General features: G+C 59.6%; 24 protein-coding genes and 1 tRNA gene. 12 read left to right on the forward strand and 13 right to left on the reverse strand.

Features of this window, described 5'->3' with window-relative positions; translation table 11 throughout:
• Window positions 1-35 precede the first annotated feature (35 nt).
• Both JDW18_RS10225 and JDW18_RS10230 read right to left on the reverse strand, forming a co-directional pair.
• Window positions 36-1,826, reverse strand: a complete 1,791-nt coding sequence (locus JDW18_RS10225; protein WP_218243501.1) for an acyl-CoA dehydrogenase — start codon at window positions 1,824-1,826, stop codon at window positions 36-38.
• A gap of 184 nt (window positions 1,827-2,010) precedes the next feature.
• Window positions 2,011-2,631: a TetR/AcrR family transcriptional regulator gene (locus JDW18_RS10230; RefSeq protein ID WP_218243502.1), complete on the reverse strand. Its 621-nt coding sequence runs from the start codon at window positions 2,629-2,631 to the stop codon at window positions 2,011-2,013.
• A 182-nt stretch (window positions 2,632-2,813) separates the two neighbouring features.
• Here JDW18_RS10230 and JDW18_RS10235 point away from each other — a divergent pair, with 182 nt between their 5' ends.
• The 7 genes from JDW18_RS10235 to JDW18_RS10265 all read left to right on the forward strand — a co-directional run bounded on the left by JDW18_RS10235 (window position 2,814) and on the right by JDW18_RS10265 (window position 12,350).
• Window positions 2,814-4,592: an ABC transporter ATP-binding protein gene (locus tag JDW18_RS10235; RefSeq protein WP_218243503.1), complete on the forward strand. Its 1,779-nt coding sequence runs from the start codon at window positions 2,814-2,816 to the stop codon at window positions 4,590-4,592.
• Window positions 4,586-6,361, forward strand: a complete 1,776-nt coding sequence (locus JDW18_RS10240) for an ABC transporter ATP-binding protein (RefSeq protein ID WP_218243504.1) — start codon at window positions 4,586-4,588, stop codon at window positions 6,359-6,361. Before JDW18_RS10235 ends, JDW18_RS10240 begins: the two co-directional genes overlap by 7 nt.
• Window positions 6,361-7,302, forward strand: coding sequence for an ABC transporter permease (locus JDW18_RS10245; protein WP_218243505.1), 942 nt, complete (start codon window positions 6,361-6,363; stop codon window positions 7,300-7,302). Before JDW18_RS10240 ends, JDW18_RS10245 begins: the two co-directional genes overlap by 1 nt.
• On the forward strand, window positions 7,302-8,261 hold the full coding sequence (locus JDW18_RS10250; protein WP_218243506.1) for an iron chelate uptake ABC transporter family permease subunit: 960 nt from the start codon (window positions 7,302-7,304) through the stop codon (window positions 8,259-8,261). The genes JDW18_RS10245 and JDW18_RS10250 overlap by 1 nt, the downstream gene beginning before the upstream one ends.
• Complete coding sequence (locus JDW18_RS10255; protein WP_218243507.1) at window positions 8,258-9,025, forward strand: iron ABC transporter ATP-binding protein; 768 nt, start codon at window positions 8,258-8,260, stop codon at window positions 9,023-9,025. Before JDW18_RS10250 ends, JDW18_RS10255 begins: the two co-directional genes overlap by 4 nt.
• A 3-nt stretch (window positions 9,026-9,028) precedes the next feature.
• Window positions 9,029-9,970, forward strand: coding sequence for a siderophore ABC transporter substrate-binding protein (locus JDW18_RS10260; protein ID WP_218243508.1), 942 nt, complete (start codon window positions 9,029-9,031; stop codon window positions 9,968-9,970).
• Between the two features lie 235 nt (window positions 9,971-10,205).
• Entirely contained in the window at window positions 10,206-12,350 is a 2,145-nt protein-coding gene (locus JDW18_RS10265; RefSeq protein WP_218243509.1) for a TonB-dependent receptor, read from the forward strand.
• 195 nt (window positions 12,351-12,545) lie between these two features.
• Here JDW18_RS10265 and JDW18_RS22570 read toward each other — a convergent pair whose 3' ends face one another.
• From JDW18_RS22570 to JDW18_RS10280, 3 genes are all read right to left on the reverse strand, one after another.
• Entirely contained in the window at window positions 12,546-13,274 is a 729-nt protein-coding gene (locus JDW18_RS22570) for a hypothetical protein (RefSeq protein WP_246610433.1), read from the reverse strand.
• A gap of 34 nt (window positions 13,275-13,308) precedes the next feature.
• Window positions 13,309-13,385 (reverse strand) — tRNA-Val (locus JDW18_RS10275).
• 82 nt (window positions 13,386-13,467) lie between these two features.
• Window positions 13,468-14,391 carry a Dyp-type peroxidase gene (locus tag JDW18_RS10280; RefSeq protein WP_218243510.1) on the reverse strand — a complete coding sequence of 308 codons (924 nt, stop codon included), beginning with the start codon at window positions 14,389-14,391 and terminating at the stop codon, window positions 13,468-13,470.
• Between the two features lie 139 nt (window positions 14,392-14,530).
• On the opposite strand from JDW18_RS10280, the gene JDW18_RS10285 reads away from it, so the two are divergent.
• Complete coding sequence (locus JDW18_RS10285) at window positions 14,531-15,118, forward strand: NUDIX domain-containing protein (RefSeq protein WP_218243511.1); 588 nt, start codon at window positions 14,531-14,533, stop codon at window positions 15,116-15,118.
• 114 nt (window positions 15,119-15,232) lie between these two features.
• Here the strand turns inward: JDW18_RS10285 and JDW18_RS10290 are convergent, their stop codons facing one another.
• Genes JDW18_RS10290 through lptF form a run of 5 tightly spaced genes read right to left on the reverse strand, consistent with a single transcriptional unit; the run spans window position 15,233 to window position 20,076 of the window.
• Complete coding sequence (locus tag JDW18_RS10290; RefSeq protein WP_218243512.1) at window positions 15,233-16,399, reverse strand: pyridoxal phosphate-dependent aminotransferase; 1,167 nt, start codon at window positions 16,397-16,399, stop codon at window positions 15,233-15,235.
• Window positions 16,400-16,436: 37 nt separating this feature from the next.
• Window positions 16,437-17,378: a CysB family HTH-type transcriptional regulator gene (locus JDW18_RS10295; protein ID WP_218243513.1), complete on the reverse strand. Its 942-nt coding sequence runs from the start codon at window positions 17,376-17,378 to the stop codon at window positions 16,437-16,439.
• Window positions 17,379-17,429: 51 nt separating this feature from the next.
• The gene (locus JDW18_RS10300) at window positions 17,430-17,864 is read right to left on the reverse strand and encodes a sirohydrochlorin chelatase (RefSeq protein WP_218243514.1); all 435 of its coding nucleotides are present in this window, start codon (window positions 17,862-17,864) and stop codon (window positions 17,430-17,432) included.
• A gap of 2 nt (window positions 17,865-17,866) precedes the next feature.
• Window positions 17,867-18,970: an LPS export ABC transporter permease LptG gene (lptG, locus tag JDW18_RS10305; protein ID WP_218243515.1), complete on the reverse strand. Its 1,104-nt coding sequence runs from the start codon at window positions 18,968-18,970 to the stop codon at window positions 17,867-17,869.
• Window positions 18,967-20,076: an LPS export ABC transporter permease LptF gene (gene lptF, locus JDW18_RS10310; protein WP_218243516.1), complete on the reverse strand. Its 1,110-nt coding sequence runs from the start codon at window positions 20,074-20,076 to the stop codon at window positions 18,967-18,969. Before lptF ends, lptG begins: the two co-directional genes overlap by 4 nt.
• 23 nt (window positions 20,077-20,099) lie before the next feature.
• On the opposite strand from lptF, the gene JDW18_RS10315 reads away from it, so the two are divergent.
• The 3 genes from JDW18_RS10315 to JDW18_RS10325 are packed head-to-tail and all read left to right on the forward strand — an operon-like array spanning window position 20,100 to window position 22,994.
• Window positions 20,100-21,647 carry a leucyl aminopeptidase gene (locus tag JDW18_RS10315; protein WP_218243517.1) on the forward strand — a complete coding sequence of 516 codons (1,548 nt, stop codon included), beginning with the start codon at window positions 20,100-20,102 and terminating at the stop codon, window positions 21,645-21,647.
• A gap of 51 nt (window positions 21,648-21,698) precedes the next feature.
• Window positions 21,699-22,130, forward strand: coding sequence for a DNA polymerase III subunit chi (locus JDW18_RS10320; protein ID WP_218243518.1), 432 nt, complete (start codon window positions 21,699-21,701; stop codon window positions 22,128-22,130).
• Between the two features lie 3 nt (window positions 22,131-22,133).
• Window positions 22,134-22,994 (forward strand): hypothetical protein, encoded by an 861-nt coding sequence (locus JDW18_RS10325; RefSeq protein ID WP_218243519.1) that lies wholly within the window; start codon window positions 22,134-22,136, stop codon window positions 22,992-22,994.
• Window positions 22,995-23,043: 49 nt separating this feature from the next.
• Here the strand turns inward: JDW18_RS10325 and JDW18_RS10330 are convergent, their stop codons facing one another.
• Window positions 23,044-24,063 (reverse strand): D-2-hydroxyacid dehydrogenase family protein, encoded by a 1,020-nt coding sequence (locus tag JDW18_RS10330; protein WP_218243520.1) that lies wholly within the window; start codon window positions 24,061-24,063, stop codon window positions 23,044-23,046.
• Between the two features lie 310 nt (window positions 24,064-24,373).
• On the opposite strand from JDW18_RS10330, the gene JDW18_RS10335 reads away from it, so the two are divergent.
• Entirely contained in the window at window positions 24,374-25,600 is a 1,227-nt protein-coding gene (locus JDW18_RS10335; protein WP_218239608.1) for an IS256 family transposase, read from the forward strand.
• Between the two features lie 251 nt (window positions 25,601-25,851).
• Here the strand turns inward: JDW18_RS10335 and JDW18_RS10340 are convergent, their stop codons facing one another.
• Window positions 25,852-26,307, reverse strand: coding sequence for a universal stress protein (locus JDW18_RS10340; protein ID WP_218243521.1), 456 nt, complete (start codon window positions 26,305-26,307; stop codon window positions 25,852-25,854).
• A 151-nt stretch (window positions 26,308-26,458) separates the two neighbouring features.
• Window positions 26,459-26,905: a hypothetical protein gene (locus JDW18_RS10345; RefSeq protein ID WP_218243522.1), complete on the reverse strand. Its 447-nt coding sequence runs from the start codon at window positions 26,903-26,905 to the stop codon at window positions 26,459-26,461.
• Window positions 26,906-26,933 lie beyond the last annotated feature (28 nt).

Genomic DNA, 26,933 nt, shown 5'->3' on the forward strand with positions numbered 1-26,933 from the left:
CTAGCAGCTCATATTTCAGTAGCTATTCAGTTGTCTCAGAACATATCCATGGGCAGCGCCATCACGCTGGCACCACCTTGGGTAATGGCATCGGCCTGACCGGGCACGCGCGTCAGAATATGCTCGGCATAGAACTGGGCTGTGGCCAGTTTCGCCTGCATAAAGGCCGCTTCCTGTCCCTTTTGCAACAGCGCTTGCGCCACCAGCACCGAGCGACCCAGTTGCCAGCCTGCGAACAGGTTGCCGGTCAGCATCAGATAAGGCACGCTGCCTGCGTAGGCGGCATTGGGGTTGGTCTTGGCATTCGCCACCATGAAATCCACCACTTGCAGGAATGCCTGGCGGGCTTCACCCAGATGCTTGGCCACGGCCTTGGCGGCGTCTGTGCCGCTGGCATTCAGCTCGGCTTCGGTTTTTTCAATTTGGGCGGCAATAGCCTTGGCAGTCTGGCCGCCGTCGCGCGTGGTCTTGCGGCCCACCAGGTCGTTGGCCTGAATGGCAGTCGTGCCTTCGTAGATGGTCAGAATCTTGGCGTCGCGGTAGTACTGGGCGGCGCCGGTTTCTTCGATAAAGCCCATGCCGCCGTGCACTTGCACGCCCAGGCTGGTGACTTCCAGACTCATCTCGGTGCTGTAGCCCTTGACCAGTGGCACCATGAATTCATAGAAAGCTTGGTTCTGCTGGCGCGTGGCGGCATCGGGGTGGTGGTGAGCAGCGTCATAAGCCGCAGCAGCCGTGGTGGCCATGGCGCGGCAGCCTTCGGTGCTGGCGCGCATGGTCATGAGCATGCGGCGCACATCAGGGTGATGAATGATGGTGGCACTGGCCTTGACCGAGCCATCGACCGGGCGGCTTTGCACGCGCTCCTTGGCGTAGGCGACGGCGTGCTGGTAGCTGCGTTCAGCCACGGCAATGCCTTGCACGCCCACGGCGTAGCGGGCGGCGTTCATCATGATGAACATGTATTCAAGGCCACGGTTTTCTTCACCGACGAGGTAACCGACAGCGCCACCATGATCGCCAAACTGGAGAACAGCTGTGGGCGAGGCCTTGATGCCCATCTTGTGCTCGATGCTGACGCAGTGCACGTCGTTGCGCTCACCCAGCGAACCATCCTTGTTCACCAAGAACTTGGGCACCACAAACAGGCTGATGCCCTTCACACCTTCCGGCGCCCCTGCCACGCGGGCCAGCACCAGATGCACGATGTTGTCTGCCATATCGTGCTCACCGTAGGTGATGAAAATCTTGGTGCCAAACACCTTGTAAGAGCCGTCTCCCTGAGGTTCTGCCTTGGTGCGCACCAGGGCCAGATCGGAACCCGCCTGGGGCTCGGTCAGGTTCATGGTACCCGTCCACTCACCCGTCACCAGCTTCTCCAGATAGGTGGACTTGAGGGAATCACTGCCCGCAGTCAGCAAGGCTTCAATGGCACCATCGGTCAGCAACGGGCACAGCGCAAAGCTCAGATTGGCGCTGTTGAGCATCTCGATGCAAGCCGCGCCAATGGTCTTGGGCAGGCCCTGACCGCCAAAGTCCGTAGGGTGCTGCAGGCCCTGCCAGCCGCCTTCGGCGTATTGCTTGAAGGCATTGGCAAATCCCGGAGTTGTGGTGACTACACCCTCCTTGAACGAAGACGGGTTCAGATCGCCCGCCACATTCAAAGGCGCAACCACGCCCTCGCACAGCTTGGCGCATTCTTCCAGCACAGCCTGCGCGGTTTCCAGACCTGCGTCTTCAAAACCGGGGATCTGGGCGACTTGCTCGATCTGGGCCAGATGCTCCATGTCGAACAGCATGTCTTTGATGGGGGCGGTGTATGTCATCGTTGAACTCCTGTACTGGCTGGCAAGACTGCAGCGGTCTTACCTTTTATATGACGTTTACGTAAACGGCAGCGATTTTAGGCCTGTGGCACAAAGGCCGAAATCACCATCCAGACTCGTACGCTGTTCAGCTTCACGCAAGTTCCAGCTGTTAGCGGTCTTGTGCTTCATGGTGTTCGCTGGCTTAGCGCTCTGCAGGTAATTGATGCACAAGTGCCAGAGCTCCCACAATGAGTGCCCTTGTTCCTTGCTCAAATTCGGCTTCCATTTCACGCTCTTCCTGCACCAAGTCTGTGTCGAGTACCGGCTCCAATCTGGCGGCGGAGTACACGGTATCAGCAGCTGAAATGCAGAAAAACGTCACCGTGGCAAGCAGCCATCGCGACTGGTCTTTGCTGATGCCATAAGCCTGGGCAATGTGGGACTGGTGGGCATCAATTTTCTCCAGCATTGCTGGTGTGGCCGCCATGCGCCGGATCACATAGGGTGTCACGCCGGGATGCGCTTTGACAAAGACCTGGACCGAGGCGGTGAATTCGGTCAAATACTCCTGCAGGCTCACATGGTCTGGGGCTGCGGCCTGGGGAAGTTGCCAGCGGCTGAAAATCTCTTCGGCCACCATGTGCTTGAGGGCTTCCAGGCTGGAGACATGCTTGTAAAGCGCCATGTGACTGACACCAAGTGCCGCAGCCATGCCCACGAAGGTGATGTTGGGTAAGCCCATCTCGATCCCTGCATCCGCAATTTTTTCACGCGTGATGGTGCGCGGTCTGCCACGCGTTGCTTTGGGCTTGGTGTCGGGCATTTTTTCTCTCATGTTGGCGGCAATTCTCGTTCATTCACTTGTCTGGTTCATGGGCAATCAGTCGAATTGCTTAATTAGTTTAGTATGATGCAACTAATTATCGTTTCCATTTGCATTCCTGCGACAAGAGAAGGTCGCTGCCGATGGATTTGCCAGCTCTGATTTCCTAGTTCCATTCCATCATGAGTGCCTCGTCTACGGCGACAAACGCCAGCCCAGCTGAAGACCCGATAAAAAGTGTATTGATTCCCATTCGTAGAAATTTATTGGCTGCTGGAACGCTGGCTGCATTGGGGTCTGCGCTGTGTCTGGTTCCGTTGGCGGTCATTGCGCATAGCGCGCGCACTGCGCTGGAGGGCGCGCCGCAAAGCCTGTGGCAAGGGTGGCTGTTGGGCATTGCGAGCTTGCTGCTGGGGGCGGTGCTTTTGCTGGTGGGGGAACTGGTGGCCCATTTGGCGGACAACCGGCTGACATTTGGGCTGCGCAAGGCTGCGACCCAGCGTCTGGCGCAGGTGCCGCTGGGCTGGTTCACCGAGCGTACATTGGGCGACGTCAAGCAGGCCCTGCAGGACGATATGGCGACCTTGCACAGCTTGACGGCGCATTTCTATACCGCTGTTGGCCGTGCTGCAGGGGCTGTGGTGGCATCCGCTGCCTATCTGCTGGTGCAGGACTGGCGCATGGCCTTGCTGGTTATGTTGCCGTTTGCGGGTTTTTTTGTGTTTCTTCAGCGGGCAATGAAGGCCAGTGGCGCCAACATGCAGTCCTTTGTCGAAAAGCTGGGGCGCATCAACAGTGCCACGGCCGCGTTTGCGGGCGGCATCCCGGTGATGAAGACTTTTGGCACAGGTGGCCAGACGCACCAGGCCTACCGCGAGGCAGTCGACGGTTTTGCGCAGGCGTTTACGGATTTCACGCGTCCGTTGGTGGTCTCCATGGCGCGCGCCCATGCGCTGATTGCGCCCGTGACCGTGCTGGGCGTGGTGCTGGCCTGTGGTCTGGTGTTTGTGGCCTTGGGCTGGTGTGCGCCGGTAGATGTATTGCCTTTTGCGCTGGTGGCACCGGGCGTCTGTGCTCCCGTGCTGTTGTTGCACACGCTGCTGCATGACTTGCAGGGCGCGCATGGCGCCGCGCAACGGGTACAGACTTTGTTGAGCACGCCCATACTGGCGCAACCCGAGCCCGCGCAATTGCAGCAGCCCGCCAACAACGCCATCCGTTTTGAAAACGTTAGCTATGCCTATGGCGATGAGCGCTCTGCGCTGCGCAATATCAGTTTTGAGCTGCCATCGGGAACGGTGACGGCCCTGGTTGGCCCATCGGGTGCGGGCAAGTCCACCGTGGCTCGATTGCTGCTGCGCTTCTTTGACCCGAGCGAGGGGCGCATCACATTGGGGGATGCCGATTTGCGCATGATGGACAGCAAGGCGCTGTACCAGCGCATCGGCTTTGTGCTGCAGGATGTGCAGCTGATCCATGCCAGCGTGCGCGAGAACATTGCGCTGGCACTGCCTGGCGCCAGTCAGCAACAGATTGAAACCGCAGCGCGCGCTGCTCAGATTCATGAGCGCATTCTGGCTCTGCCGCGCGGCTATGACTCGGTGGTGGGTGAAGACGCGCAGCTGTCTGGAGGTGAAGCCCAGCGCGTGAGCATTGCGCGTGCTGTGTTGCTCGACCCGCCCGTGCTGGTGCTGGATGAAGCCACGGCGGCGGCGGACGCGGAAAGTGAAGTTGCGATTCAAGAAGCGCTCTCGCAGCTGGCGCAAGGGCGAAGCTTGCTAGTGATTGCCCACCGGCTCGACACCGTCATGCATGCAGACCGCATTCTGGTGCTGGATGAAGGCGCGTTGGTGGAGCAAGGCAGCCACACGGAGCTGCTGGCTCAGCGCGAGCTATATGCGCGGCTATGGCACAGCGGTGGCTATGCAGATGCTGCAGAGCTTGGAGGCCACGCATGCTGAAAACTTTGCTGCAATTGCTGGGCGACGATGCATATCTGTTGCGCCGTTACACCTGGATGGCCACGGTCTACGGCCTGCTGTGCGGGCTGGCCATGGTGCTGCTGGTGCCGCTGCTTACCCAATTGCTGCTGGGCGAGTGGCGCAAAGCTGCGCTGTGGCTGCTGGCCTTGCTGGCTGGTGTGTGCACATGCTGGCTAGGCAGGCGTGTGGTGGAGCAGGCCGGTGTGCGTGTGGGCGTGGCGGTGCTGCAAACGGGCCGTCACAGGCTGGGGGCACATCTGGCAGGCTTGCCAGTGGGCTGGTTTGGCCCGCAGAACCAGGCGCGTATTGGCCATGCCATCACGCAAGGGATGATGAGTGTGGCCCAGTTGCCCGCCCATGTGTTCACGCCGCTGATTGCCGGGCTGGTGACGCCGATGGTGCTGCTGGTGGCGCTGTGGCTGATGAAACCTGTATTGGGCGCGATTGCATTGGTGGCGCTGCCTTTGCTTGCATTGGCGTTGGTGCTTACGTCGCGCATGGCCGGCCGTGCCGATGCGGTGTTCCAGCGCGATTTTGCGCATGCCAGTCAGCGCATGCTGGAGTTTGCCCAGGCGCAGTCTGTCTTGCGCGCCTTCAGCGGTGGGGGCGAAAGTGCGCGTTTTTTGGCGCAGGCTGTGGAGCGCCAGCGCCAATCCGGGGCGCAGTTGATGGTGGTGTCTGCACTGTCTGGCGTGCTCAATATCTGGGTGGTGCAAGCCGTCTTTGCCGCGCTGTTGGTGGCCGCGGTGAACGGGCTCGATCTTTATCCGCAAGGGGCAGTTGCAACGGCTGAGATGGTTGCTGTCATCGTCACCTTGCTGCTGGTGGTGCGCTTTACCGAGCCCTTGCTGGAAGTCGCGGCCTATGCCGATGTGCTGCGCAGCGCACGTGCACAACTGGCTGCCATGGCGGAGTTGTTTGCCGTGCAGCCCTTGGCGCACGTTGAAGCGCCGCATGGCGTGCAGACGCCAGCAGACAACTCCTTGGAGTTGCGCGACGTGCATTTTCGCTATGACGAGGCAGCCCCCGAAGTGCTGCATGGCGTGAGTCTGCACATCGCACCCGGCAGCATGACGGCCTTGGTGGGGGCGTCTGGTTCCGGAAAATCCACGGTCATGCGTTTGATGGCGCGCTTCTTCGATGCGACGCAAGGCCAGGTGCTGCTGGGCGGTATGGATGTACGCCAGATGAGCGAGGCGCAACTGGCCGCGCAAATCAGCCAGATTTTTCAGGACAGTTATCTTTTTGCCGGCAGCATTGCTGACAACATCCGCATCGGGAAACCCGATGCGAGCGAAGCCGAGCTATTGCACGCTGCGCAGCAGGCCGGTGTGGATGCGATGCTGGCGCGCCTGCCGCAGGGCCAGGATACGCAGGTGGGCGAGAACGGTGCGCGCTTGTCGGGTGGCGAGCGCCAGCGCATTGCAATCGCGCGTGCCTTGATAAAGGATGCGCCAATCCTGCTGGTGGATGAAGCCACTGCCGCGCTGGACGCGGAAAACCAGGCCATCATCACCCAGACCCTGGCGCGGCTGCGCGGCCAGCGCACGCTGGTGGTAATTGCGCACCAGCTCTCAACCGTGACCATGGCTGACCAGATTGTGGTGCTGGAGGCCGGGCGGGTGGTCGAGCATCGGACACCGGCAGAGTTGCAAGCTGCTGGTGGGCGTTACGCGCAGTTTCTGCGCCAACGCCAAGCGTCCAAGGGCTGGCGCATTGCGCCGTCGGCGCAGCGGGAAGTATCTTGATGCGCGCACGCTGGATGTTGGTATTTGCGGCGCTGTGCCTTGCCTCACTGCTGATCGGTGCGCGGCAGATCAGTTGGACGCAACTCTTCGATCTTTCGGCAGATCTGTGGCTGACGTTGACGGCCAGCCGCCTGCCGCGCCTGGTGGCGCTGGTGCTGACGGGCGCGGGCCTGGCGGTCTGCGGCGTGATCTTGCAGCACATTGTGCGCAACAAGTTTGTGGAGCCAGGCACCTCGGGTGGACTGGACGCCGCCAAGTTGGGCATTCTGGTGGCGCTTGGCTGGCCGCCCGCAGCCAGCACTGCCAGTCGCATGCTGTTTGCCATGGTGTTTTGCCTGGCCGCGAGCCTGCTGTATGTCGCCATCATCCGTCGCATCCAGTTTCGCAACACGGTGATGGTGCCGGTGGTGGGGCTGATGTATGGCAGCGTTTTGGCCGCCGTTGCGGAGTTCTATGCCTATCAGCACAACATTCTGCAAAGTATGCAGGGCTGGCTGTTGGGTGACTTTTCGCGCGTTGTGCAAGGGCACTACGAAATTCTCTATCTCATCTTGCCCGTGGTGGTGCTGGCCTATGCCTACGCGCACCGGTTCACGGTGCTGGGCATGGGTGAAGACATGGCTTCCAGCCTGGGGCTGAGCTACGCCGCGACAGCAGCCATTGGCTTGGTTCTGGTGTCGGTCACCGTGTCGGCCACGGTCATTGCGGTGGGGGCCATTCCCTTTGTGGGACTGGTCGTTCCGCAGTGGGTGGCCTTGCGTCGTGGCGACAACCTGAAGAACACCTTGCCCTTGGTGGCCCTGGGCGGCGCATCGCTGCTGCTGGTGTGCGATATCGCGGGGCGGCTGCTGATCTATCCGTTTGAAGTGCCCATTGGCCTGACCGCGGGTGCCGTGGGCGGCGTGTTGTTTCTGCTGCTCATCGTGCGGAGGATGCGCTGATGCGTGCACGTTTTCAACGGTATGGCGTGCCGCTGTTCTGGCTGTTGGTGCTGGCCTTGGCCACCAGCTTTGTGCTGCTGGACTCGGGCATGGACTGGGACTATGTGATCCCCAAGCGTCTGGTGCGGCTGGCCGCCGTGGTGATTGGCGGCATTTGCGTGGCCCTGTCTTCGATTGTTTTTCAGACTTTGGTGGGCAATCGAATTCTGACGCCGGCCATCATGGGCTACGAGGCGGTTTATTTGCTGTGGCAATCCTTGCTTCTGTGGCTGCTGGGGGGCAGCGGACTGTCTTTGCTGGGCGTCAGCGGGAATTTCTTTGTCAGCGTGGGCTGGATGCTGGGCTACTCTTGGTTGCTGCATCGGTGGCTGCAGCGCAAAGGGCAGGGCGATGTCTTTGTGCTGCTGCTCTTGGGGCTGGTGCTGACCATGGTGATCGGCACTTTCACGCAGTTTGTGCAACTGCGCATCAGTCCCGGCGAGTTTGCGGTGTTTCAGGGCTTGAGCTATGCCTCGTTCAATCGCGCCCGTCCCGAAACCTTGGCCTATGCCGCCATCGCCGTGCTGGTCGTGTGTGTGGTGGTGCGCAAGACCTTGCCGGTACTGGATGTGCTGGCGCTGGGGCGCGACCAGGCCATGTCGCTGGGGGTGCCCCATGCGCAGTACCTGCGCCTGTATCTGGCGTTGATTGCGGTGCTGGTGGCAGTGTCCACCAGCTTGATCGGTCCCACGGCATTCATGGGAATTTTTGTCGCCAACATCGTCTACGCCCTGGTGCCCAGTGCCCGGCACAAGCGCATGTTGCCGCTGGGCTGTGGCCTAGCGATTGCCATTTTTTTGGTGGCGCAACTACTGGTGGAGCATGTCTTTAACTACAAGACCACCGTCAGCATTCTCGTCAACCTGGTGTGTGGCCTGTACTTTTTTGTGCTGATCCTGCGCAGCAGAGGTAATCCATGATCACCGTTCGCAATCTCCACAAATCCTACGCTGCCAAGACCGTGTTGTCTGGCGTAAGTGCCGAGTTTCCTGTGGGCCAGATCACCTCGCTCATCGGCCCCAACGGTGCGGGCAAGTCCACCTTGTTGATGCTGATAGCACGGCTGCTGGAGCCGTCGCAGGGAAGCATCACGCTGCAAGGCCAAAGCCTTGCCGATATCCGCACCGCCGACTTTGCCAAGCGGGTGGCTACTTTGCGCCAGTCACCGGGTTTCAACATGCGATTGACGGTGGAAGAGCTCGTCGCGTTTGGGCGCTTTCCGCACAGTCGTGGCGTGATGACGGCACTAGATCAGCAAGCCGTCGATGACGCCATCGCCTTTTTATCGCTGGATGCGCTGCGCCACGCCTTCATTGATGAAATCAGCGGTGGCCAGCGGCAAATGGCTTTTCTGGCCATGACGATTGCCCAGCAGACCGATGTGCTGCTGCTGGATGAGCCGCTCAACAACCTCGACATGAAGCATGCGGTGCAGATCATGCAGGCGCTGCGCCGGCTGTGCGATGCCCAAGGGCGCACGGTGGTGCTGGTGATCCACGACATCAACTTCGCTGCGAACTACTCCGACCACCTGGTGGCAATCCAGGGCGGCGCGTTGCGCTTCAGTGGCCCAGTGGCTGAGGTGCTGACCGAGGAACGCCTGGCCGATCTGTACGGCCTGGACTTCGAGATCACGCGCAGCCGCAAAGGGTGCTTCTGCAATTACTTCACTTCCAAGGACTGATGAATGCCCATTCAACGACGCCATTTTTTGCATTGCACCGCTAGCTTGGCGGCCCTGTCATCGCTGCCGAGTATGGCCAGCGCCTATGCACCGGTCACGGTGCAGCACAAGCTGGGTACCACCGTCATCCGCAAACTGCCGCAGCGCGTGGCCGCACTGGAGATGAACGAAGTGGATTGCCTGGATCGGCTGGGCGTGCCGATTGCCGGTATGGTCAAAGACTTTGTGCCGCATTTCTTAAGCAAGTACAAAGACGACAGCAAGATCAAGGACCTGGGCGCCATCGTCCAGCCCAATCTGGAGCGCGTGCATGCGCTGCACCCCGACCTGATTTTGATTACCTCGCTGCAGGCCAACCATTACCAGGAGCTGAGCGAGATTGCCCCCACGCTGCATTACGACGTGGACTTCAAGAACAGCGAAAAAGGCCATCTTGAAGTGGTCAAAAACCATGTGCTGACCTTGGGTCGCATCTTTGAAAAAGAGCAGCAGGCCCGCAGCCTGGTGGCGCAGCTCGATACCCAGGTGGCACAGGCACGCCAAATCACCGCCAGCCGCAATGACAGAGCCCTGATCGTGCTGCACAACAACGGCGCGTTCAGCTCGTTTGGCCAGCAATCGCGCTATGGTTTTGTTTTCAGCGCGCTGGGCGTCAAACCCGCCAGTGCTGCGGTGGAAACCAGCTTGCATGGTCAGCCCATCTCCAGCGAGTTCATTCAACAGGCCAACCCCGACATCCTGTACGTGGTGGACCGCACAGCGGTCATGGAGCGCCGCCCCGTGATGACAGCCGAGAACTTGGCTAATCCGCTGCTGCGCCAGACCAATGCCTGGAAAAACGGCCGTGTGGTGTTTGCCGATGCCGACGCCTGGTACACGACCGGCGCCAGCCCCACCTCGTTGCAACTGTTGATAGCCGATGTGCTCAAGGGCTATCGCCGCTGATTGTCCACAGCGAATTCACTTTTCTCTCTCAAGTAGCCAGGTTCACACCCAGCCAAAGCGCATGTACAGGCACGGAACTCCATGCAGAGGTCGGCCTGATTTCTAGGAACCTGGTATGTCCAAACAACTTCAAAAATCTTGCGATATTCGCGTCCACTCGGTTTCCAAACTGAGTACTCCTCCATTTGCACGAAACAGCAGTGGAATCGCGCAACATGCACTGTGGGGGCTGGTCATGAGTGGCTTGCTGACTGCTGCTGCCCAGGCGCAGACGGATCAGGCATCGGCGGAACAGAAGGCCACACAAAAAGCGACTGAAAAGGCCAAAGCAGAAGCCGAACTACCGCAGGTGACGGTGCAAGATTCAGCCGCATCGGTCACGGCGCCGTATGCGGGCGGTCAGGTCAATAGCGGGGGGCGCATAGGTTTTCTGGGTGACAAAGACTTCATGGAAACGCCTTTCAGCACCATGAGCTACACCGAAAAATTTGTGCAAGACCGGCAGGCGCAAACCATTACCGATGTGATTGCCGCCACCGACCCCACGGTGTTCAGCAACGGTGTCTCGGGCGCATGGAGCGAGAATTATTCGATCCGGGGCTTTTCTTCCAACACCTATGACATGACCATGGGCGGTCTCTACGGCATGGCGCCGTACTACCGCACCACACCCGAGATGTTCGAACGCATCGAGGTGCTCAAAGGACCTTCAGCGCTGCTCAATGGCATGCCGCCCGGTGGCTCGGTGGGCGGTTCGGTGAACCTCGTGCCCAAACGTGCAACCAATGAGCCCATCACGCGCCTGACCACCAGCTATATGTCCGATGCGCAATTTGGTGGGCATGTGGATCTGGGACGCCGGTTTGGAGAGCGCAAGCAATTCGGCATTCGCTTCAATGGCCTCTATCGCAATGGCGATGGCGCCGTCAATGACCAGAAAAAGAAGTCGCAGCTGGCATCGCTGGGCCTGGACTGGCGTGGCGACCGAGCGCGCGTATCAGCAGATTTCTACACCAGTGATGACAGAGTCAACGGTGTGACCCGTGGTATCAATCTGGCCACAGGTGTGGCGATTCCTACGCCGCCCAAGGCCGATACCTTGCTCAATCCCGACTGGTCGCATGTGCGCAACAAAGACAAGGCGGCCATGGTGCGCGGCGAATTCGATCTGAATGACCAGACCATGGCGTATGTAGCCTTGGGTACCAGCAAGACCGATTACGAGTACAACGGCGCCATGTCGGCACAGGTGCTCAATGCTGCAGGGGATTTCAAAACAAGCATGGGGCAGCTGGCTTTCACGCAAAAAAAGCAGTCTGCAGAAGTGGGACTGAAGGGCAAGCTGCAAACCGGCGCCATCAAGCACCAGTGGGTGGTGAATGCCACGCACTACTCTCATAAGCAAGATGACTATGGTCGCCGCAGCGTACCTGGCGCGGACTGGACCACCAATATCTACAACCCGGTATGGGGCACAGAGGCGCCTTTTGTTGCGCCGCATATTTCACACACCGAGGTGCGTCTGGCCAGCTATGGGCTGGCGGATACCTTGTCGTTTGCCGAAGATCGTGTACAGCTCACGCTGGGTGTCCGGCGCCAACAAGTGGTCAGTGATACCTATAACGTCACGACCGGCGCACGGACCTCGCGGTATGACCAGGGTGCCACCTCTCCTGCTGCAGCCCTGCTGGTCAAGGCAACAGAGCATGTCTCGCTTTACGCCAACTACATCGAGGGCTTGAGCCAGGGCGCGACAGCGCCAATGACGGCGGCCAATGCGGGAGAAGTGTTTGCGCCATACAAGAGCAAGCAAAAAGAGGTTGGTGTGAAGTTCGATCTGGGCGAGTTTGCGCACACCATCAGTGCGTTTGAAATCACCCGCCCCAGCAGCTACACGGACCCGGTCACCAACATCTTCGCCTTTGGTGGCGAACAGCGTAATCGCGGCGTGGAATGGGGCTTCTTTGGCTCGCCCATGCGCGGTGTGCGTTTGATGGGCGGGATTGCGTACACCACGCCTAAACTGACGCAAACGGCGGGTGGCGTGAACCAAGGCAAGGTCGCCACAGGGGTGCCAAAACTGCAAGGCAAGCTGGGTGCGGAATGGGATGTGCCAGCTCTGCAAGGCCTGACCTTGACAGCTAACGCTACCGCAGTGTCCAAGCAGTACATCAGCGCTGACAACAGCCTGTGGGCGGCAGGGCGCACTACCTATGATCTGGGTGGTCGTTACGCGACGAAGATTTCCGGCAACCCGGTCACCTTCCGCGCAACGGTGCTCAATGTCACCAACAAGGCTTATTGGGGCATGCCGCTGCTGTCCAGTTTGGCCTTGGGGGCGCCACGAACTTTTGCACTATCGGCGACGATGGATTTTTGATCTCTAAGGAAGCTCTGCATAAATCCCCAGCACGCATGTGCTTGCACATGCGTGCTGGGGGCGCAAGCATCCGGGCCTAAGCAGCAAACTGATCTCGGCTTGAGCCTCTCCACCAAGAAAACTCGCAAACGCGAATTCCTTGAGCGGGCGTGTCCAAATTTTTGTGTGAGCGGTTCAGACTTCAGCGGCGCGCGCTCAGACCTTGGCGAGGAAAGCCGCCGCATCACCGGCCTCACACTTCCAGTCTGCGAAGACTCCAACCAGATTGCATTCCACGCAGTGGCAAGCGATGTAGTACCAGCGCACGTCATGTGTGCCCTCGTACACTGAGACGCCGGACACCAACTCGAACGCTTCGTTCTCGCACACGCACTCGTGTGCCTCGGGGGTAGCCCCTTCAACATATTCCGCGCTGTCGCCCATCAGGTGTTCCTGCCCGCAGTCGGTGCAGGTGCGGATTGCCACGCCGGCTTCTTCATCGGTCTGCAGTGCAAAAGTCCGGCACCCGCAATCGCATTTGGATGAGGCAAACCGGACGGCCTCATGGCGATTCGCAATGCTGTAGCTGCGTAGCTCGGCTTGGGTGTCGCCGGACGTCGTCCCGTACCAGAACTCGCCCTTCTTTGTCAGTGCCATTGATGCTGTTCCATTCTTCAAGGTGGGCTTCCCGGCAGAATTGACGCCAAGCTTGCCCAGATCATCTGGATTTTGCCTGAAGGCACGATCCATCGCCGTCAGGGGGATGGGTCGGCTGGCCTCTGACAAGAGCTGCGGGAATTCTTGAATGCCGATTCTTGGCGATAGCAGCCGGAGGTGTTTATGTAAGTTGTGTGCTGCAAAGAGCTTTGTAAAGGACTCTTCGTAGAAGTTTTCCGTACTTCTTCCGTATTTCGCACAAAAAAATGCCCGCTTGTTAGCGGGCACTCCTGCTGCAAGCCCTGGTTTAGCTTGCGAATTTTGGTAGGCGCGATTGGACTCGAACCAACGACCCCCACCATGTCAAGGTGGTGCTCTAACCAGCTGAGCTACGCGCCTGTCGTTGAAGCCTCAAGTATAACAGTGTGAATTTGCTGTTTTGGAAAGAACGCGATTTTTTGCGTAATTTGCGGCAAAAAGTTCAAGAGGGAATATGAAGCAGGCTCAGGTCGAGCTTGCCTTGCTTGACTGGGGGGCACCAGAAGTAGCTGCCGGTCAGCGGCTTGGAGAAGCCAAAGAGCGCGTCGCTGATGCCGTCGTCCATACCCAGCATGCGGCGCATCTGGGCTTCGAAGGCATCGAAGCTACAGCCAAAGGCGGAGAACATCAGACCCGACTGATCACGGCTCTGGGGGCTGACTTGCCACCAAGGCATGGAGCGGCGCAGCACAAAGGCTTCTGGCTCAAAGCTTTCCTGTGCGGTGCGTTTGACGTGGGCGGACTCGGGGGCGTCGTCCAGTTCTTCGTTGTCACTGAGGCGGCGGCCAATGGCATGGTCTTTGGCCTGGCTGGACAGCTTGCTGAAGGCACTGAAGTCGTGCTGCCACTGCTGCAGCGCCCAGAAGCTGCTGCCATCAAGGCCTGCACTTTGGCCTTGCGTGATGGCGCAGGCGATGGCTTCGCCGTTTTCGGGGTTCTCGGTGCCGTCTTCGTAACCGGTCAGGTCGCGGCCATGGTCGTTTTGACCGCGCTGGTGCACGAAGGTATCGACCACATGATTGATCTGCAAAGCCGGGGCCAGCAGATGGCTGAGTTCGCTGGTGCGCGCAATCAGCTCGCCACGTTCATTGCCGCGCAGCCACAGGCACAGTGCAGCAGGAGTGGAGGGCGCTTCGAATTGAGGCCCTTTGAGCTGAGGAAATTCGCGCAGCAGAGGGATGCGGGAGCGAAGGTGGTCAACGAGCTGGGGGCCCAAGCCTGCAACCACGTTTTGACCATCGACGTGAGCCTGCAGGTGGCTGAGTGCGCTGCGCAGCTCATCTGGGCTGCAGGCGCCAAGAGAAAAAAACACATAGCGCGCTTGCGCGGGGACGGGGGCCAGAATGCCTGCTTGTGCTTGGGTCATGAGTACGGTGGGTCGAAAAAGATTGCCTGAAAGTTTAGTGTGTAATCTTGGCATGTGCGGCTTACCGACTTTGTGAGCAATAGCGCCGGGGGTAGTACCGCGCAGGTTGAGTTGCCCGAGAGGCAGGAAAGCAGGAGATATGACAGAGATTGCAGACAGGCACTTGGTGGAGCAGTACATTCGCAGCGAGCTGGTGCATCAAGGCAGCTTTCTTCAGGTGCGAAAGGATGTGGTGCGACTGCCGAACGGTGGCGAGTCCTCGCGCGAATATGTGTTGCACCCCGGTGCGGTGGTCGTCATTGGCTTGCTGGATAACGGGAAGGTGCTGCTGGAGCGCCAGTTTCGCTATCCGGTGGGGCTGGTGATGACGGAGTTTCCGGCGGGAAAGCTGGATGCTGGCGAGGCGCCGCTGGTGTGCGCGCAGCGTGAGCTGCTGGAGGAGACGGGCTATACGGCACGGGAATGGGCGTATGCCGGGCCCATGCATCTGGCCATTGGGTACTCCGACGAGGTCATCCATGTGTTTTTTGCACGCGGCTTGGCTGCGGGCGAGCGTCAACTGGATGCCGACGAGTTTCTGGATGTCTGCAGCATGACGCCTGAGCAATTGCTGGCCGGTGTGGCTGCCGGGCAGGTTACCGATGCGAAGACGCTGAGCTGCTGCCTGTGGCTGCAGAATGTGCAAAGTGGTGCCTGGCGACTGGAATGGCAAGCGGTGCAGAGTTGATTTTGATAGCTGTCAGCGCTTGATTTCTGTGGGCTCCACTGCAAAACAAGCCTGAAAATACAAAAGGAGCACGCAGGGTGCTCCTTTTTTTTGCTTGGGTGAATGGAAGCTGTTTTACAGCTTGCACAGACGCTCGGTGGCTGCGATCAGGGTTTCATCTTTTTTGGCGAAGCAAAAGCGCACCACCCGCTGATCGAATCCATCACCATAGAAGGCCGACAGAGGGATGGCTGCGACACCATGCTCCTTGACCAGCCATTGGCAGAACTCGGCTTCATTGAGGTCGGAGACCGAAGAGATGTCAGCGCAGACAAAGTAGGTGCCAGCGGTGGGCAGAATCTTCAGGCGTGAGCCGGCCAGACCTTGCACGAACAGGTCGCGCTTGGCCTGGTAGAACGCCGACAGATTCAGATACGGCGCGGGGTCTTGCATGTACTGCGCAAGTCCGGCTTGCATGGGGGTGTTCACCGTGAACACATTGAACTGGTGCACTTTGCGGAATTCGGCCGTCAGGGCCGCGGGTGCGGCGACGGTGCCAACCTTCCAGCCGGTGACGTGGTAGGTCTTGCCAAAGCTGGAGACGATGAATGCCCGTTCTGCCAGACCCGGGTAGCGGGCGCTGCTCAGGTGCTGGGCGCCGTCATAGACCATGTGCTCATACACCTCGTCGCTGATCAGCAGCACATTGGTGGGGGCAAGCAGGGCTTCAAGCTGGCGCATTTCCGCATCCGTCCAGATGGTGGCGCTGGGGTTGTGCGGGCTGTTGATGATGAGCAGGCGCGTGCGCGGCGTGATGGCCGCGGCGATTTTGGCAAAGTCAGGGCGGAAGGTTCCAGGTGTCAGGGGCACGCGCACCGGCACGCCGCCTGCCAGTTCGATATTGGGCACATAGCTGTCGTAGCAGGGGTCGAGAACGATGACTTCATCGCCCGCATGCACGGTCGCCAGAATGATGGTCAGAATCGCCTGCGTGGCACCTGCGGTAATGGTGATTTCGCTGCCAGCGTCATAGCGGCGCGCGTGCAGTGCTTCGATTTTGGAAGCAACGGCTTCGCGCAAGGCTGGCCACCCACTCATGGGGGGATACTGGTTGTGGCCTGCGCGCATGGCGCTGTCCACGGCATCAAGCAGCTTGGGGTCGCAGCCAAAATCAGGAAAGCCCTGGCCCAGATTGACGGCCTTGTGTTCGGCAGCCAGTGCCGACATGACGGTGAAGATGGTGGTGCCCACATTGGGCAGCTTGCTGGGGAAAGTAGGAGTCACGGTAGTCTTGCAATGCATGGGGCAGGCGCAATGCCTGACCCGGATACGGGCTCGCTCAGAGCCCGAAATCGTCCACGCTGCCACTCATGGCGCGCATGATGAGGTCGCGTGAGAGGCGGTCGCTGAGCAGTTCGGCAAATTTATAGACGAAGTTGCGCAAGTATGCGCCTCGCTTGATGGCAACACGCGCCACGCTGGTGCCGAAAAGGTGGCCGACAGGGCGCACCACCAGGTCGTTGAAGGGGTCGTCGCGCATGGCCATTTCAGCCACGATGCCCACGCCCAGGCCCAGACGTACATAGGTTTTGATCACGTCGGCATCAATGGCTTCCAGCACGATGTGCGGGTGCAGACGGCGCATTTCGAAGGCGTGATCGATCTTGCCGCGCCCTGTGAACGAAGGGTGGTAGGTAATCAGCGATTCCTGCGCGATGTCTTCGATAGTGATGCGCTCTTTTTGGGCAAGTGGATGACCCGTCGGCAGGACAAGTACGTGCTGCCATTCATAGCAGGGCAGGGTGACAAGATCCGGGTAGTCGGCCAGTGACTCGGTAGCCATGCCGATTTCGGCCACTTCATCAATCACCATCCGTGCCACTTCAGCCGGTGTGGCTTGGTGCAGGCTGATGGTGACCTTGGGGTACATCTCGCGCAGGCGCGCCACGGCGGGCGGCAGCACATAGCGGGCCTGCGTGTGCGTGGTGGCAATGCTGAGGGTGCCGGTGTCCTGGGCGCTGTACTGCTCGCCAATACGCTTGAGGTTGCCCACCTCGCGCATGATCAGTTCAATGCTTTTGAGAACTTCCTGGCCGGGCTCGGTGATGCGCTTGAGGCGTTTGCCGTGGCGGGCAAAGATGTCAATGCCCAGCTCCTCTTCCAGCTCGATGATGGCCTTGGAGACACCAGGCTGCGAGGTATGCAGGGCCTTGGCGGCTTCAGTGAGGTTGAGGTTGCGGCGTGCGGCTTCTTGAACAAAGCGAAATTGATGCAGGTTCATGACGGCATGGACTAAGAACTTGCATCATTATGCTTCAAATATCTAAAGAATCTATTTTTTATCTTGATTCTGTAGGTTTGAGGCATATAGGGCTTGGCTGGCTTCGATTGCAAGCTGTGCCAACAATGCGGTGACGCGGGGATTTTCTCCAGCAGCTTGCGTCAGTTCGAAGGTGCACTGGGGGTGCTGCACACGCAGTTGCTGCAACAGACGCGGGATGTCTTCCCGCGCATGCTTTCCCGTGCCCAGAAACAGAGGCACGATAGTCAGATGCCGCACGTTTTGATCGATCAGTGTTTGTGCAGCGCTGGGCAGGTCCGGGGCGCAGGCGTCCAGATAGGCACACAGGCAAGGCAGAGCCGGCTGGCTAGCCAGCACAGCCTCGCGCACGGCTTCTATGGGCTGGCGCCAGAGGGGGTCTCTGGAGCCGTGGGCCAGCAAGATCAAACCATGTGTGCTGGCCGCCGGGGCTTGCGTGGTGCCCATGACTACCGTCGCAAGACCAGCCAGCCAAAGGCAGACAGTGACAAGGCGGTATAGAGCAGGCCGGGCGCTGCGGCCGCCAGCCAGGGCCACCAAGACTGCAGCGTGCCGATGTAGCCGAACACGTTGTTGAGTAGGAAGAAGCTGATGCCCGCCATCACCCCGCCAAACACATAGGCCGTGATGCCGCCCGAGCGGAAGTGCAGATAGGCAAAGGGCAGGGCCAGCACCACCATCACCAGGCAGCTAAGGGGGTAGAACACCTTGCGCCAGAACTCGATTTCGTACTTTTGCGCTGCCTGGCCGTTGTCCTGCAAATGCTGGATGAACTGGAACAGCGCAATCGTGGTCATGCGGTCGGGCTTGAGCAGGGCACCGGAGACCATGGCTGCCGTCACCTTGGTGGGCCAGTTCATCGTTGCTTCGTTGATGCGGCTGAGCTTGGTGATATCGCCTTCCTGGGTAACACGGGTGGCCTGCACGTCATGCAGCGTCCACAGATCGTTGTCTTCGTCCACCTGGGCTGACTGCGCGTTGATCTGGGCCGCAATGCGTCCGTTGTGGTCAAACTCGAAAATGCGCACGCCCACAAAGTCGCCAGGCGTCTTGATTGCGCCGACGTTGATGGCAATGGAGTGGTCGCCCTGCTTTTCCTTGAGCCAGGCGCCAGTAGCGCCGCTGGAGATCTGGCCCTTGGTGACAACGCGCATTTTCTGGGTGAGGCGGTCGGCTGCCGGCGCAATATAGTCGCCCACCACAACCGTCAGCACCACAAAGCTCAGTCCAAGCAGCAGCAGGGTGCGCAGTGCCAGCCAGGGGCCCATGCCACTGGTGCGCATGATGGTGAATTCCGAGCTTTGCGCGAATTTGGCCATCACGAAGATGGCACCAATCAACACGGCAATGGGCATCAGCTCATACAGATGTCCGGGAATGGCCAGCGCCACAAACATCAGGGCATGCGTGGCGGTATAGCCTGCATTGCCACTGCCAACCCAGCGCATTTCGTCCACCAGGTCGAAGAAGAAGAACAGGGCCAGGAATGCAAGCGACACATAGATGACGGCCTGAATGACCTCGCGATAGATCAGGTTGCGTAGAACTTTCATCGCGCAGCCTCCTGGGCCTGAGCCGGGCGGCGCAGCAAATCGCGTGGTGACCAGCGGAAGTGGCGTGCGGCAAGGACCGCGATGCTGGCCAGCAGAATGCCGCCATGCAGCAGGCCCAGAATGCCCCACATGCTGATCTTGTTCGCGCTGACCCAGCTTTCACCCAGCGTCATGAGGTTGTAGTACACGATGAAGGCAAACAGGGCAATCATCAGGCTGGAGCTGTTGCCAGCACGCGGGTTCACGCTGGAGATGGCCAGCCCCAGAATGACAAAGTTCAGTGCGGCAAAGGGCAGGCCCAGGCGCCACGCCAGTACGGAGCGGGCAATCGGCTCATCGCGGCCAATCAGCTCTTTGGTGGGCATGCTGCGTGCCGCCATTTCCTGCATGGAGACAGGGTTGTCGTTGTCGATCTGCACGCCGTATTCCTTGAATTCGGTAACGCGCACAGATCCATCATCGCTGCGGGTTTCCATGCGCTGGCCATCTTGCAGGATCACCATGCGCTGCCCGTTGATGACTTGCAGATGAGCGCCCTTGGCCGATGTCACAGACTCTTTGCCCGGGTCACGAGAGACAACAAACACATTGCTGGCCACCATGTCCGAGGGGGAATCCTTGTCCACAAAGAACACCCGTGTGCCGCCAGCAGACTCCTGAAACTCGCCAGGGGCAATGCGATCGAGGTCGCTGCGCTGCTGAAACTGGGTTTTGATCTGCTCAATTTGCTGATACGACCAGGGCAGGACGCCCAGTGCCAGCACAGCGGTGATCAAAATGATGGGCCATGCAAAGCGCAGCAAGGGCTTGAGCAAGCTGGCCAGACCCTGGCCTGCGGCAAACCAGATGACCATCTCGCTGTCGCGATACATGCGGGACAGCGAGCCCACAATGGCCACAAACAGACTCAGGCCCAGAATGGTGGGAAGTTGACCAAGCACGGTGAAGCCCATGACCAGCATCACGTCAGAAGGGCTGACACTGCCCTTGTAAGCCTGACCCAGTGTGCGAATCAGCATCATGGTCATCACCACAGTGATCAAGACCACAGCCGTCGCGCCAAAGCTGCGGGCCAGCTCTTTGCGTATGGATGAATCGAATAACATTGGCTAAAAGGAAAACACCGATTATGAACTTTGAACTGAAGGCTTTGACCGCAGCTGCTGCAGCGCGTGAAAAATGTGATCTGCTGTTGGTGCTGGTTTCCGAACAGACTGCGCTGGGCAGTGATGCGATTGGCACCATCGTCAGCCATGCGGTCAAGCAGGGGGATTTTGCCCTGTCTTGCGGCAAGCAACTGGCTTTGTACCAAGTGCCCGCTGTTGCGGCTCGCCGTGTACTGCTGCTGGGCGTGGGCGCGGGCTCTGCGAGGGATGTGCGCAATGCGCTGCAGGGCTGTGCTGCGGCCCTCAAGGCGGAAGGCCTTGAAAAGGCCGCCCTGCATTTTGCCTTTGAGGCGGATGCAAAGGCAGTGGCCTGCGCGGTTCAGACGCTGGGTGATGCGACTTATGCCTATACCCATACCAAATCTCAGGCCAAGCCCCTCAGCCTCAAGAAGGTGACACTGGGCGTGCCCTCCAAGACGGCGGCGGTTGCTGCGGCATTCGAGATCGGCGTGGCCCAGCAGGAAGGCGTGGCCATGGCTCGTGAGTGGGCCAACCGTCCTGCCAACCATGCGACCCCCACCATGCTGGCCAATGCGGCCAAGGGCATTGCCAAAGCCGCTCGCATGAGCTGCAAGATTCACGGCCCTGCCGAAGTGGCCAAGCTGGGCATGGGCGCGTTCATGGCGGTGGCTCAGGGCTCGCGTGAGCCGCTGCGTTTCATCGAACTGCACTACAACGGTGGCGCCAAGGGCGATGCGCCGATTGTGCTGGTGGGCAAGGGCATTACTTTCGACACGGGCGGCATTTCGCTCAAGCCTGCTGCCGAGATGGACGAGATGAAGTTCGACATGGGCGGCGCAGCCAGTGTGCTGGGTGTGTTCCAGTCGCTGGCCAAGCTGCAGCCCGCAATCAATGTCGTTGGCCTGATCCCTGCATGCGAAAACATGCCCGATGGCGCAGCCGTCAAGCCCGGCGATGTGGTCACCAGCATGAGCGGTCAGACCATTGAAATTCTGAATACCGATGCCGAAGGCCGTCTGGTGCTGTGCGATGCGCTGCACTATGCCGCACGTTTCAAGCCAGCAGCGCTGGTCGATATGGCAACCTTGACCGGTGCCTGCGTAATTGCGCTTGGCGGCCTGCGCAGCGGCCTGTTCTCTGCCAATGATGAACTGGCGTCTGCCCTGCAGACGGCCGGTGATGCGGCGATGGACCCCTGCTGGCGCATGCCTCTGGATGATGAATATGCCGATGGCCTCAAGAGCAATTTTGCCGATATGGGCAATGTGGCCGGACGTGCTGCTGGCGCTGTGACAGCAGCCAAGTTCCTGCAGAAGTTTGTGGGCGATATTCCGTGGGCACACCTGGATATTGCCGGTACCGCATGGAAGAGTGGAGCTGCCAAGGGCGCAACGGGCCGACCCGTTGGCCTGCTGCTGCAGTTCCTTTTGAGCAAGGCGGCTTCTGCCAAGCCGGTGAAGACAGCCAAGGTCGCCAAGGCTGCACCCGCGCCTCGCTCGGCATCTACGCGCAAGCGCGCTGCCTCCACCGCGTCCAAGGCTGGAGCCTGATGAAAACGGCGGGCATGATTCCCTCAAGCCTCATGCCTGCCGGAGTGTGATGTGACTGAAATCGCTTTTCATTTCAATGCGCCCGACAAGCTGGCCTATGTTTGCCGCTTTGCGCGCAAGGCTTTGCGCCACGGTGCAAAGCTGATAGTTCTGGGAGAGCCGCCGCAACTGGCGCGCCTGTCCACCCAGCTCTGGGGGGTATCACCTGTGGATTTTCTGGCCCACGCCTCGCAGTCTGACGGGGCGGAGCTGCTGCAGGTCTCTCCGATTGTGCTGGCCCAGCATCTGCAGGATTTGCCGCACCATGATGTGCTGGTCAACCTGACCTCTCTGGTGCCTGCGGGTTTTGAACAGTTCGCACGGGTGGTGGAGATTGTTTCCTCCACCGACGAAATGGACCGCCATGAAGCTCGTGCTCGCTGGCGTGACTATGCAGCACGTGGTTTTGACATTGTTCGGCACGACTTGAACCTCAAAGGCTAAGCCATGAACCAATCACCCAAGGTTCCGCCTCGTTTTGTGCCTACGTTGACAGAGGTTGTGCCAATTGAGCCAGTGGATGAGCCTGCGGAAGTCGCCAAGCCCTCAGCCGGTCTGGATCAGGCGCTGGCCCAGGTAGAGCGCTCATTTGGCCTGCAGACTGAGATCGAGCACGCCGCGCCTGCCGAACCCGCAGTGACGCCTTCTGCTGCTGCCACTGTGCCAGTCGTTACTGCGCCAGCCGTCGCTGCGGCAGCCGTCGCTGCGCCGCTGGTGTCTTTTCACTCTCCCTGGCTGGCTGACGGGCTGTATGCGCGCGGCAAGCCTGCATCCATCCCGCATGAGCTGCCACCTCTGCCTGCATCGCTTCCGCCGCAGCAGCCTTTTGCCGATGCCTCTGCTCAGCTTGATGCACCACAAGGCCTGCATGTGGAGCAGGCGGCAGAGCTTCAAGAAATAGCGGCGCCACAGGAAAGCTCGCCCGTTGAGCATGCCCAGCAGAGCGAGCTTGCCGCGGAGCTTGAGCAGGCTGCTGCGGAGGCCGTTTCTGGCCTTGATGCTGGCAGTGATGGCGATGCAAAGAGTGCTGCTTTAGCGGATGACTCCGCGCATCTTTCGGGGCAGCAGGGGCAGGTAGCAGCACAGCCTTTGCCCATTGACGAAGAGCAGCTCACGCGCCAGTTGATGGCGCATGTGGATCAGTTGCTGGAGCAGCGAATCAAGGAGGCGGTGGAGGCTGCAGTGCAGGAGCAGACTCAACTGCTGGTCAGCCGCCTGCGCGAAGGCGTGGAAGCTGCGGTGCGGGCCTCAGTGCACCAGGCGGTTGAGGCTGCAGCACTGACATCGACGAGCAGCAACAAGGCTTGACGGGCTCTGGCAAGCCCTAGCAACCACTCAAGCTACTCTTGAAAGTTCTTCAGCGCCCCATGCGCACGGGGCCGCTGAAGACCTCTGGATTCAGAATGTGGGTGGGCTCGCCATTGACAAAGTTCACCACATTTTCGAAGGCAGCCCGGAAGTACATCTCGTAGCTGTCCTGCTCCACATAGCCAATATGAGGGGTGCAGATGCAGTTTTCCAGGCGCAGCAAGGCATGGCCTTGCAGAATGGGCTCGCTCTCGAACACGTCGATGGCTGCCAGCCCGGGGCGACCGCGATTGAGTGCGCATAGCAAAGCCTCAGGCTCCACCAGCTCTGCACGAGAGGTATTTACAAACAGCGCCGTGGGCTTCATGCGTGCAAGATCTTGCGCTGTGACTGCATTGCGGGTGGCATCGTTCAGGCGCAGATGTACGGAAAGCACATCGCACTGCTCGAAAAAGGCTTCCTTGGACACAGCGGTCAGATAGCCGTCACTTTCAGCCTTTTGGCGGGAAGTGGCGCTGCCCCACACGCAAACCTGCATGCCGAAAGCGCGCCCGTAACTGGCAACCAGCTGACCGATGCGGCCATAGCCCCAGATGCCCAGCATGCGGCCACGCAGCACATTGCCCAGCCCAAAGTTGGCCGGCATGGAGGCTGCCTTGAGGCCCGATTGCTGCCATGCCCCATGCTTGAGGTTGGAGATGTATTGAGGCAGGCGACGCATGGCCGCCATGACCAGTGCCCAGGTCAGCTCGGCAGGTGCCACCGGGGAGCCCACGCCTTCGGCGATTGCGACGCCGCGCTCCGTGCAGGCTTGAACGTCAATATGGGCGCCAGCCTTGCCCGTCTGTGCGATGAGCTTGAGGCGAGGCAGCTTTTCCAGCAACTGGCGTGAAATCTGGGTGCGTTCACGTGTCAGGACAATCACATCCGCATCACGCAAACGAACAGAGAGTTGGCCCACGCCTTTGACGGTGTTGGTGTACACCTTGGCGTTGAAAGGGTCGAGCAGCTTGGCGCAGTCGAGCTTGCGAACAGCGTCCTGGTAATCGTCCAAGATAACAATATTCACCACCGGAGTCCTTTAGTAAGTGGCTGAATTCATGGGTGAAAAATCCAGGGTGGTCAATCGACCGTGCATTTGCCTGCCCGGATTTGCGCCAGAACCAACGCCACTCAGCAGTCACGAAATGGCTTGCACAGAGGTCGCAGGGCTCAGCATTTTTCAATGCGCGCAGCTGCCCACTGCCTGTTGCAGTTCCATGTCATGCTGTCAAAGCGTTGCCAGCGTTTGCCTCTATTGTCGTTCATGGGAGGGTGTGCAGAATTTTGTGTAAACGGACAATCCACCGCCGGCGCAAGCCGGCCTATCCGTAAGCACAATGAGCACCAAGAAACACGACGTACCCGAAGAACTGCTGTCTGGCCTGCTGGCCAACTACAAGAAACCCGAAGACCTCATCGGCGAGAACGGCCTGCTCAAACAGTTGACCAAGCTGCTGGTGGAGCGAGCCCTGGACGCCGAACTGACCGAGCATCTGGGCCACGAACGCAACGAAGCGGTAGCCAACACCACTGGCAACACCCGCAATGGCAAGAGCAAGAAGACCCTCAAGGGCGATTTCGGCGAGTTGCCCATCGAGGTGCCACGTGACCGCCATGGCAGCTTCGAGCCCCAACTCATCCCCAAGCACCAGACCCGCTGGGCCGGCTTCGACGACAAAATCATCTCGCTGTACGCCCGCGGCATGACGGTGCGCGAGATACAGGCCCACCTAGAGGAGATGTACGGCACCGAGGTCTCGCCCAGCCTGATTTCCTCGGTGACCGACGCCGTGGCCGATGAGGTCAAGACCTGGCAAGCCCGCCCGCTCGATGCAATCTACCCCATCGTCTATCTGGACTGCATCCATGTGAAGGTGCGCGAGGGCGCTGTGCGGGTCAAGGCGGTGTACCTGGCCATCGGCATCACCATGACGGGCGAGAAGGAGGTGCTGGGCCTGTGGCTGGCGCAGACCGAGGGGGCCAAATTCTGGCTGCAGGTCGTGACCGAGCTGCGCAACCGGGGCGTGCATGACATCTTCATCGCCTGCGTCGATGGCCTCAAGGGCTTCCCTGAAGCCATTGAGGCCGTGTTTCCCAGGACAGTGGTTCAGTTGTGCATCGTGCACATGGTGCGCCACAGCCTGAACTACGTCTCGTGGAAGCGTCGCAAAGAAGTGGCCGCAGACCTGAGACGCATCTACACGGCCGCCACCGCCGAGGAGGCCGAGCTGATGCTCGGTGAATTCGAGCAGCGCTGGGATGCCGAGTACCTGCCCATCGGCCAGTCCTGGCGCAGGAACTGGAGCCGCTTGACCCCGTTCTTTGACTACCCGCCGGAAATCCGCAAGGTCATCTACACCACCAATGCCATCGAGTCGGTGAACATGGGCCTGAGGAAGCTGACCAAGAACCGGGGCTCGTTCCCCAGCGACGAGGCGCTGACCAAGCTGTTCTACCTGGCCCTGCGCAACATCAGCCAGAAGTGGACCATGCCCATCCGGGATTGGAAGGCTGCGCTGACCCGCTTTACCATTCAGTTCGGAGACCGCATTTCCATCAATTGAAGTCCGAACCGTTTACACAAAAATTCGGACACGCCCGTTCATGGCTGCGCTGCTTTCGTATTGCGGGTCGCTCAGCTTGCGAAAAGGTGCTGCCTGCAGCTTGTTATTGGCTTGCCGTTTTGACGGCTTTGGCTCAGGCAGGTGACTATTTCACTGATGAAAAAGCCTCTGGGTGCTGGTCACCAGAGGCTTTGTATTCATCGTCCCTGAGAGTCAGGTGCGTATTTCGATGGCACCGAAGCTTTGGGGCATCAGGCGCTGGCGGCCAGTCGATGCACCAGAACGGGAATGCTGCTATGGGTCAGAACCTTCTGGGTTTCGCTGCCCAGCAAAATGCCGCTCAGGCCTTTGCGGCCATGTGAAGCCATGCAGATCAGGTCGCAGTGGCTATCCTGCGCCTGCTTGATGATGGTTTCGCTGATGGACGTGCTGGTGCTGCGAACACCGTTGAGCGAAACGCCTTCGATTTTTGCCAGCTCCTGGGCAAATTGCAGCACTGTATCGGCTTCGGCCTGTGCGCTTTTCTCAAACTCGCTGGCGTCATAGGCAATCATGGCGCGCGAGCCGTAGATCAGGGCGCGAAAATCGGGCATGACGAACAGGGCCGTCACCTGAGCGCCTTGCTCCTTTGCGAGCTGTATGCCAGCGCGCAATGCTGCTTCAGAGAGCTGGGAGCCGTCGGTGGGGATCAGTATGTGCTTGAACATTTCAGCCTCCTCGCGCATCGTTGCGCTTTGCTTGCAAGAGTGGAATTCCTTGAACAGATATTCCCACTGCGCAAAGGCGAGGGCAACGCCCGGGTGAGGTGAACTTCACTGTGTTTGATGCGCATCAAACCCGGGGTGGCGACGATATTTGTCAGGCTTGCAGCGCACGCTCGTTGCGGGCCATGCGCTCAAGCGCAGCGCATACATCGGCCATGCGGCCAGAGATCAAAAGGCACTCGGGTTGCTTGCGTGGCTCGCGCTGAACGATTTTGAGTGTGCGTACTACCTGTTCTTCCTTGTCTGCCTCCTGCGTCAAAGGCAGGCATAACTGTGCTTCATCGACAGCCGCTTTACGCGCTGGCTGCTGGCGGCTACTGCTGCGGGTTCGGCTTTTGCGCATGGTAAAGACATTGGGGTAGCGGAATGGATGGGTGGCACTGTCAGCTGCAGGGCTCTGAAAGGCGAGGGGTGGGGTGTCTGGCTTGGTGTCTGGTGCTGGATACAGGTACGGCAGGTTTGGCAGATTGGCGGCGGCGCACACCTGAAAGATCTTGAGTTTCAGCTGGGTCAGCGACAGCAATGGTTTGGCGAATTCCATGAGCAACTCCTTGAAAGCCTTGAGGCCT

This window comes from Comamonas fluminis, from assembly GCF_019186805.1.
Classification (GTDB): Bacteria; Pseudomonadota; Gammaproteobacteria; order Burkholderiales; family Burkholderiaceae_C; genus Comamonas; species Comamonas fluminis.